General features: G+C 63.5%; 8 protein-coding genes and 1 pseudogene. 1 reads left to right on the top strand and 8 read right to left on the bottom strand.

Annotation, left to right across the window (positions count from 1 at the left end; translation table 11 throughout):
* The 5 genes from AC3WOS_RS28230 to AC3WOS_RS28210 all read right to left on the bottom strand — a co-directional run.
* Positions 1-440 (bottom strand): Hachiman antiphage defense system protein HamA (locus AC3WOS_RS28230; RefSeq protein WP_492720607.1); only part of this gene is annotated, 440 nt, incomplete at its 3' end.
* A 454-nt stretch (positions 441-894) separates the two neighbouring features.
* On the bottom strand, positions 895-1,227 hold the full coding sequence (locus AC3WOS_RS28225) for a tyrosine-type recombinase/integrase (RefSeq protein ID WP_492720605.1): 333 nt from the start codon (positions 1,225-1,227) through the stop codon (positions 895-897).
* 116 nt (positions 1,228-1,343) lie between these two features.
* Positions 1,344-1,724, bottom strand: a complete 381-nt coding sequence (locus tag AC3WOS_RS28220) for a phage integrase central domain-containing protein (RefSeq protein ID WP_492720603.1) — start codon at positions 1,722-1,724, stop codon at positions 1,344-1,346.
* 18 nt (positions 1,725-1,742) lie between these two features.
* Positions 1,743-1,985, bottom strand: coding sequence for an Arm DNA-binding domain-containing protein (locus AC3WOS_RS28215; RefSeq protein WP_492720601.1), 243 nt, complete (start codon positions 1,983-1,985; stop codon positions 1,743-1,745).
* 343 nt (positions 1,986-2,328) lie between these two features.
* Complete coding sequence (locus tag AC3WOS_RS28210) at positions 2,329-2,760, bottom strand: hypothetical protein (RefSeq protein ID WP_492720600.1); 432 nt, start codon at positions 2,758-2,760, stop codon at positions 2,329-2,331.
* Positions 2,761-3,012: 252 nt separating this feature from the next.
* Between AC3WOS_RS28210 and AC3WOS_RS28205 the strand changes: the two genes are divergently transcribed.
* Complete coding sequence (locus AC3WOS_RS28205; RefSeq protein ID WP_492720598.1) at positions 3,013-3,627, top strand: hypothetical protein; 615 nt, start codon at positions 3,013-3,015, stop codon at positions 3,625-3,627.
* A gap of 34 nt (positions 3,628-3,661) precedes the next feature.
* Here the strand turns inward: AC3WOS_RS28205 and AC3WOS_RS28200 are convergent, their stop codons facing one another.
* The 3 genes and pseudogenes from AC3WOS_RS28200 to AC3WOS_RS28190 form a co-directional block, all read right to left on the bottom strand.
* Positions 3,662-5,482 carry a DUF885 domain-containing protein gene (locus AC3WOS_RS28200; protein WP_492720596.1) on the bottom strand — a complete coding sequence of 607 codons (1,821 nt, stop codon included), beginning with the start codon at positions 5,480-5,482 and terminating at the stop codon, positions 3,662-3,664.
* 26 nt (positions 5,483-5,508) lie between these two features.
* Complete coding sequence (locus AC3WOS_RS28195; protein ID WP_492720594.1) at positions 5,509-7,701, bottom strand: GGDEF/EAL domain-containing response regulator; 2,193 nt, start codon at positions 7,699-7,701, stop codon at positions 5,509-5,511.
* Between the two features lie 121 nt (positions 7,702-7,822).
* Positions 7,823-8,155: pseudogene (locus AC3WOS_RS28190) on the bottom strand (hypothetical protein); the annotation flags it as partial.

Below are 8,155 nucleotides of genomic sequence, written 5' to 3'. Positions count from 1 at the left end.
GTCGTATCATCGTGATTTTTACCTTTGTGAAGATTTCCTGATTTTACTTCGGTGATCCAGAGCGTTAATTTTTCTGTGTTGTAGAGAAGTAGATCAAATCCCTTTTTAATGGATTTTTCTTCTAAATTGAAATATGCAGAGGCAATGTCAAATTCATCAAATAGTTCAGTAATTAATATGTGAGATAAAAATTCACCTATCATTCCTTTTTTTGTTAAATCTGGTTTTGCGTCGTATCGCTCCAAAAATGAGGCGAGGGTTGCACCATAGCTGAACAATGGAGCACTGCCATAATCAGTTATATGTGAGCCATGACAAATTGTGGATATGTTCTTTCTAACAATATTCTTTAACTCATCAGATAGATTATCAACATGACACAAGGCGTAGCCATCCTTCCGGCTGAAGGTAACTCCATCGATTTTCTTTACTATTTTCATTATTAAGATTTACCTTGTTGTCAATTGGTAAAATTATTTCCACGGTAATAAGCTATTCAGTATACGCTGTTGCCTGCATGCAAAACTAACACTTTGTCACAAGCATGGAAGACAATGTTGGTCAATATGCGTCCATCATCGGAAATGTGGGGCACGAATTTGCTTCTGAAGGAATCTGGAGTGCGATTGTACGCGCGAGCATTCAGATCAATGACGGCGAGGACGAGTTGATGCTCGATCAAATTAACACGCTTCGCTAGCACGTCGTCGAGTACGGTTCGCGCCATTGCGAGGAACCGTGAGCGGTCATATCATCGCTGTGTGGCCCATACTTCGCGGTGGGGCACGGATGTTGTTCTCGCCCATGCAGCGGTCTTCAGCGCTTATGCTTGGAAGGTCGTACTGGGTGATTTTGTACCCACATCTCATGGCTAATTCGATTCCGGCAAGCCCGTTATCTCAGCTTTCCCGGAATCACATTTCGGATCTCGTCCAAGTAATTGGCCCAGCGCTGCATCATTTGTTTTCTGGCCGGTAGCCGCGCTGTGCGGTTATACGCCCGTCCATTGGGGTCGATGACCGCGTGTGCCAGTTGGTGTTCGAAGAGATCGACGCGCTCACCAAGCACTTCATCGAGGATGGTGCACGCCATTGCCCTGAAGCCGCGGCCTGTCATGACTTCTTTTGTGTATCCCATACTGCGCAATGCGGCATTGAGCGTGTTTTCGCTCTTGCAGCGATCGTCGATGCGGATGTTGGGAAAAACGAACTTGCCATGGCCGGTCATGGGTTCGAGCTCCTGGAGTATTGAAAGCGCCTGAGTGGAAAGAGGGGCCGATATGGTCCACTTTCATCTTCATCTTCGAGCCTGGGATGCGCCATAGGGCCGTATCAAAATCAAATTCAGTCCATTCGGCCCAACGTAGCTCTCCTGGACGCACAAACAGCAGTGTGGCCAGCTTTAAGGCCGCTGCTGCGTATGAATGGCCCCCGTAGCCATATATCGAGCGCATATGAGGGCCGAAACCTGCTTAGGCTTTGTGATGGCCGCATAGTTGCCTTCTTGGGCGTGGCGAGGGCTCCTTTAAGGTCTGCGGTGACATCGCGCTCTATGAAGCCGCTGGCGACGGCGAACCGGAATACCTGGCCGCAGACTTGTCGCACGCAATGTGCGGACTCGACTGCGCCGCGCACCGCCATACGCCGGGCCGTAAGTAGGACGTCACGCGGCTTGATCGCAGAGATCGGTAGCCGCCCGATGTAGGGAAATGCGTTGCCTATCAACCAGCCGGTGATTTTTTCCTAGATGCTGTCTGCGCGGCTGGCCCTGGTCTTTTTCAGCAAGGTGCGGGCAGCGGATTCAAAGGTCTGATTGGCGATTTCGGAGCGCTGCAGCTTTTCGAGGCGTTTAGCGGCGCGGGGGGCGATTCCCTCCGCGAGTTGAACCTTGGCGTCGGCGCGTTTCTGCCGGGCCTTGGCGAGGGAGGTGTGCGGATAGACGCCGAGGGCCAGTGTCTTGCGTCGTTCGAGAAACCGATAATCCATGCGCCAGTATTTACCGGCAGTATTGACGCGGAGATACCTGCATTCCCGTCTGTGTACTTGTCCGTAGTCCCTTTAGTGAGCTTCAGGGCCTTTATGAACGTGTCCGTGAGCGCCATCGCCCCCTCCCGTCGCGTGACGTTATTTGTCAGTACTCCAGCAAAAGTACCGGGCCACATACCGTCAAATTTAAGAATGTATGCGATTTGTCAAGCGACAGGCTAAGCCAATAAAAAAACCGCCGTCATAGGGCGATGGGCGGATTACGAGATATTTTTAGGTGCTTTTATGATAACTACTGGTGCCATGAGCCACACCCGGCCGGCAACCCGCGCCCGCCCACGGCTCAGGCGCTACGCGCCAGGTCAGCCTGGGCCCCGCCCTGGCCGGTCAATGCAAACAGGGCCGCCAGCGTCACTTCCTCGTCCCAGTCCTCGCCCGCAGCCACGCCATAGTGCTGTCCCATCGCTACGGCCAGCGCGGCCAGCTCGGGTGAATCGGCGCTGTCCTCGCCCGGATAGAGGGCGCGATGCACGCCCAGCACTTTGTCGTCAGGACTGAGCAACTCCTTCTCGTAATTGCGCAGCGCAAACGCGGTGCACAACAAGGCCAGGAATTCATCGATGGTGTCGCGCCGCGCGTCCGGGAAACGGCGCTGCCACGCCCGCCGCTGCGATTGGCGGGCGCTGAACGGCAACGGCAGCAGCGGGCCGCTGCGGCTGGCCCACAGCAGCGAGGCGACACCGGCCACGCTCAACAGGACGGCGGTGCCGATCATGGGCACGCCGCCGGAATGGGAACAGGGGAAAATCGACTGGGCATGCGGCTCCTGTGGCACGGTCGGGATGGGACAGTTATGGCCGCAGTGTCGCCGTGCAGGGGCGCATTACTGCCAAGGCGCCAATATTAACTAAATAATCACCCTACAAATGCGTGCATTGTCACCTCCGGGGGCAGTGTTATGTGCCGGCGCCCCGTTTCTGCGCTAAGATGAAGCAGGGTGCGCGTTCCGCCCCCACAGGAGGATGAGATGAAGACTGATCCGATCAAACTGGCGCTAGGCATCTTGCTGGCCGTTATCGCGGCCGCCCTACTGACTTCGGCCTGGCGCCTGCCCCTGGAACAAGGCTTGCAGCAAGCCTCGATGCTGTTGCTGGGTTTGGCCGCCATGGCCGCCCTGGCCAGCTTTGCCGGTACCGTGGAAAGCAGCGCCAACGCGCCGCTGGTGCAGTTCCCGTCCAACGACAGGCGGCTGGCCCCGCCCGGCCAGGGGCGCGCCATGGACGGCGTGCCGGACCGGCGCGAACGGCGCCAGAGCCCCACGCCATGGGGCCCATCGACCGACGATTTGCTGGAGGAAGATCCATCCCTGGCGCTGGCCAAGCTGCGCATCGATCTCGAAGGCGAATTGCGCCGTATTGCGCAGATGCATAAATTGCCGCTGCAAGCGCGCCTCGCCCCCATCCACCAGCTGGTGGACGCGCTGCTGCTGGCGCGCCTGCTCGATCCGGATCAGGACAAGAGCCTGAATGGTGTACTGCGCGCATGCAGCGCCGCCATCCACGGCACCGACGTGACCACCGACGCGGCGAGCACCGTGATCGAAGCGGGCACCCGCCTGCTGGGCACGCTGCGCCACCTGTGAGGGGCAGCGCCCGCCGCCGGGCTTCGCCGCGGGCCTATTCCTGCGGCGGGTACGGGTTCTTGCCGCCGTCCGCGATGAAGGCGTCGATGCGCGCTTCCAGCACCGGCAGCGGCACCGAGCCCAGTTGCAGCACCGTGTCGTGGAAGTGGCGGATGTCGAAACGGGCGCCGAGCGCCGCCTCGGCCTTCTTGCGGGCGTTGACGATGGCCATCTCGCCCAGGTAGTAGGACAGCGCCTGGCCGGGCCAGGAAATGTAGCGGTCCACTTCCGTTTCGATTTCGTGCTCGGACAAGGCCGTATTGTCGTGCAAATAGGCCTGCGCCTGGGCCCGGGTCCAGCCCTTGGCGTGGATGCCCGTGTCCACCACCAGCCGCGCCGCGCGCCATGCCTGGTAGCTCAGCATGCCGAAGGTTTCATACGGCGTCTCGTAGATGCCCATCTCGGTGCCCAGCCGTTCCGAATACAGGGCCCAGCCCTCGCCGTAGGCCGAAATATAGGCGCGCCGGAACAGCGGCAAGCCCTTCTGCTCGAGCGCGACCGGCATCTGGAAGGCGTGGCCGGGGGCCGATTCGTGCAGCGTCAGCGCCGGCAGGCTGTAGAGCGCGCGCGAGGGCAAATCGTAGGTATTGACCAGATACACCCCCGGCCCGCCCCGGCCCGACGTATAGAACGGCGCCTGGTCGGCCGGCACGGGCGTGATGGCGAAGCGGCGCCGCGGCAGGTAGCCGAAGTACTGGCTGGCCTTGCCGTCGAACTTCTTGGCGATGTAGGCGGCCCGCATCAGCAACTCTTCCGGCGTGCGGGCGTAAAAGCGCGGATCGGTGCGCAGGAAATGCAGGAAGGCCGGCAGCTCGCCCGTAAAACCGGTCTGCGCGATGGTGGCCTGCATCTCGGCCCGGATCTTGGCCATTTCGTTCAGGCCGATCTGGTGGATCTGGTCCGCGCTCAGGGCCGTGGTGGTGAATTCCACGATCTTGGACTGGTAGTACGCCTTGCCGTCGGGCAGGCTCTCGGCCGCCAGCGCTTCGCGCGCGCTGGGCACGTACTGCTCCCGCATGAACGCCAGCAAGGCGCGGTAGGCCGGCTGCACGGCGCTGGCGATGGCCTGCACGGCGGCGGCCCGCAGTTCCTGCTGCGTGGCCGGCGCGATGGTGGCCGGCATGGCCTTGAACGGGAGGTAGAACACCGTGTCCTGCGGCGTGGCCGCCTCCGTCACGGAGGTCAGCGAACTGTCGCGCCCCACCAGCGTGACCCGGGGCGGCGTGAAGCCGCGCGCCAGGCCGGCCCGCAGGTTGGCCGTCTCCTCGGCAAAGTAGCGCGGCACGTCGGCCAGCTGCTTCAGGTAGTCGCGGTATTCCTTTTCCGTCGTGAAATGCTTGCGTCCCTCGTCGGCCATGTTGGACCAGAAGGCGCTGTCGGCGTTGAGCGGCTTTTCGTATTCGCGGAACCGCTGGCCGGCCACCAGGGCCGCGATCTGGGCCCGGTACACGGCGTAGTTGATGCGCTCGGGCGCCGACAGCCGGGCCGGCGCGATGCCGTCCAGCTGTTTCAGCACGCCCTGCCAGTACGCCAGGCGCGCCTGCTGGGTGGCCGGATCGACGTGCGGCAGGTCGGGCCGCACGCCGCTGTCGTCGTCCTCCTCGTCCTCCAGGCGCTGGCCCAGGCGCCATTTCCATTCTGCCGTATAGATGGCCTTGAAGCGGGCGTCGGCCGGGCCGGCGGCCGGACGGGAGGCGGACGCGCGCGCCGGCGCCGTGGCGCCATGTGCCGGCAGGCCGGCGGCCGACAGCAGGCCGGCCAGCAGGCCGGCCAGCAGGCAGCCGGCGGCGCCGGCGGCGCTGATTCTTCTCTTCATAATGCTCCTGGGAGAGGTCACAACAATTACAGGTCCGGCAGGCAGCGCTTTTCGCGCAGCAGCGCCGTAAAGGCGTCCGCACCGACCGGGCGGCTGAAGTAATAGCCTTGCATTTCGTCGCAGCCGCGCTGGGCCAGGAAGTCCACCTGCGCGCGCGTTTCCACCCCTTCCGCGATCACCCGCAGGTTCAGGTTGTGGGCCAGCGAGATCACCGACAGCGCGATGGCCGCGTCGTTGGCGTTGGTGGTGACGTCGTCGACGAAGGACTTGTCGATCTTGAGCACGTCGATCGGGAAGCGCTTCAGGTAGCCCAGGCTGGAATAGCCGGTGCCGAAGTCGTCCAGCGAAATGCTGACGCCGATGTCCTTGAGGCGCTTGAGGGCGGCCACCGCCTTGTCCGGATCGCCCATCACCGTGCCCTCCGTGATCTCCAGCCCCAGGCAGGCGGGCGGGATGCCGAAGCGGCGCAGCGTGCCTTCCACGAACGGCACAGTGCTGTCGTGGCCGAACTGGCCGGCCGACAGGTTGACGGCCACCTTGATCTGGCCCAGGCCCTGGTCGTGCCACACCTTGATCTGGGCGCACACGCTCTCGAGCACCCATTCGCCGATCGGGTTCACCAGACCGTATTCCTCGGCCAGCGGGATGAAGCGGTTGGGCGGCACCCTGCCCAGCACCGCATTGTTCCAGCGCAGCAGCGCCTCGGCGCCCACCATCTGGCCCGTGCGCAGGCAGATCTGGGGCTGGTAGTGCACCTCGAATTCGTCGCGCGCGATGGCGCCGCGCAGCTGGCTCTGGATCGCCAGCTTGTCGCGGATCTCGGCGTCCATGCGCTCGGTGAAGAAGGCGTAGTTGTCGCGCCCCGTTTCCTTGGCGCGGTACAGGGCCGTGTCGGCGTTGCGCACCAGTTCATCGAGGCTGTTGCCGTCGCTGGGGCTGACGGCGATGCCGATGCTCGAGGTGAGCGAAATGGCGTGGCCGTCGATCACCAGTTCCGTGCGCAGCCCGGACAGGATGCGCTGGGCCAGCAGCAGCGTGCCGCCGCACTTGGTGTCGTCCTGCAGGATGATCTGGAATTCGTCGCCGCCCTGGCGCGTCACCGTGTCGCCCTCGCGCACCGTGTCGTTCAGGAAGCGGGCCACGGCCTGCAGCGCCTTGTCGCCCATTTGCGGGCCGTAGGTATCGTTGACGCTCTTGAAGCGGTCCAGGTCCAGGCACATCACGGTCACGCACTGCCCTTCGCGCCGGGCCGCGCCCTGCAGGTGCTCGAAGCGCTGGCGCGCCAGCAGCCGGTTGGGCAATCCCGTCAGGGCGTCGTGGTTGGACAGGAAGTCGATCAGGTGCTGCTCGGCCTTGCGCTCGGTGATGTCCATGAACACGGCGACGATGTTGATCGGCTTGCCCTCTTCATCCTTGACGACGGAAATGCTCAGCAGGCCGGGATAGGTGTTGCCGTTCTTGCGGCGCGCCATGATCTCGCCCGACCAGTGGCCGGCCGCCGTCAGCGACTGGGTCAGCGCCTGGTAGACGGCCGCGTCCTGGCCGCCCGCGTGCAGCATGGCCACGCTGCGCCCCACCACTTCCTTGGCGCCGTAGCCGGAGATGCGGGTGAAGGCGGGATTGGTGGCCAGGATGTCGCCCTTGTCGTCGGTGATGACGATGGCGTCCTGGGTCGCCTCGAACACCTGGCTGGCCAGGCGCAGGAATTCCTCGTTGGCGCGGCGCTGGCGCACTTCCTGTTCCAGCGAGGCGGCCAGTTCGGCCAGTTCGGCCGTGCGTTCGCTCACCCGCTGCTCGAGCAGCGCGCGTTCGTCGGCCAGCGCCTTCTGGGTGCGCGCCAGGCGCACGTGGGCGTCGGTGCGGGCCAGGATCTCCTCGGCCTGGAACGGCTTGGCGATGAAGTCCACCGCGCCCAGCGCGAAGCCGCGCACCTTGTCGTCCGTGTCGTGCTGGGCCGACAGGAAGATCACGGGCACGTGGCGCAGCTCGGGCGAGTCCTTCAGGCGGCGGCACACCTCGAAACCGTCGATGCCGGGCATGCGGATGTCGAGCAGGATCAGCTCCGGCGGGCGCGACTGGGCCGTCCACAGGGCCAGCTCGCCGTTGGGTGCCTGGCGCACGTAGTAGCCGGCCTCCGTCAGCAGGTCGCTCAGCAGTTTGAGCGAGGCCGGCGTGTCCTCCACGATCAGCACTTCGCCCTTGGTGTGTTGTTCCGCCATTTCCCGGTGCATGCAAAAATTCTTTCAGCGTGATTCGATCCAGGTCCGTGCCGCCGGCACGGCCCGCAGAGGCCCTATCATATACCACCGTCCGTCCCCGCTTCCACCGGGACGCTCCGGCTCACGGCCGCGGCGCCAGCACCAGCGCCGGCCCGTCCTCCTCCAGCAATGCACACAACTGCGGATACTGGTGCCGGCTCACCATGTGCTCGATACGCTCGACCACGGCGCCCAGCTCCGGCGCCAGCGGCGCCAGCAGCTGCGCCACCCGCACCAGGTTCAGTTCCTGCACGGCGGCCCGCAGCGTGGCCCGCAGCTGGGGCGACAGGCAGGCCACGTCGGCGCGCGACAGCGGCGCCGGCAGCGCCAGCGGCACGCCGCCCTGGTGCCGTTCGTCCACCACCACGATGCGATGGCCCTGCTCGTCCGCCGCCAGTCCCGCCGCCGCCCCGCC

Source organism: Rugamonas sp. FW305-51, assembly GCF_058786935.1.
The sequence above is the reverse complement of the archived record's forward strand: the minus strand, read 5'-3'. Positions and strand labels throughout refer to the sequence as shown.